This window comes from Candidatus Jidaibacter acanthamoeba (assembly GCF_000815465.1).
Classification (GTDB): Bacteria; Pseudomonadota; Alphaproteobacteria; order Rickettsiales; family Midichloriaceae; genus Jidaibacter; species Jidaibacter acanthamoebae.
The window spans coordinates 1-437 of sequence record NZ_JSWE01000129.1 but is presented as its reverse complement, the minus strand read 5'-3'; the positions used below and the strand labels follow the sequence as shown (position 1 = coordinate 437).

The following is a 437-nucleotide window of genomic DNA, read 5'->3' as shown; positions in this document are numbered from 1 at the left end:
CAAGTATAGTGCTTGAACAAAACCCTAAAAGTAAAAAAGGGGAGTTAAATAATAGAGTATCTAATCTGGTAAGTAACAATAGTACATTATTAGATGTAGCGAAGAAGTTAAACCTTGGTGAATATATAATACATAATGGTCAAATTAACGACCGAATATTAGCTGATGCTATGGAAGCGATTATAGGAGCAATATATTTAGATAGCGGAGAAAATGAAGCGCTAATAAAAGCTTTTATTATTAGGCACTGGGAACCACTAAAGTTAACCCCTGAAGTAGAAGCATTCAAAGCAATAAAAGAGGATAATACCGGATTATTAGACGGGCTACTTAAGACAGGTGTTAATCCGAATGTATCGGCGCGTAATGTTAATGTGGGCAGATATAAGTTTCTATACGATCAAGGAAGTTTTACACTATTATATATAGCAGTAACT

1 protein-coding gene is annotated in these 437 nt (G+C 33.9%); it reads left to right on the top strand.

Annotated features, from left to right (window positions below; all coding sequences use genetic code 11):
• Positions 1 to 437, top strand: a 437-nt coding sequence (locus NF27_RS11255) for a ribonuclease III domain-containing protein (protein ID WP_239647829.1), incomplete at both ends; no start/stop codon positions are given.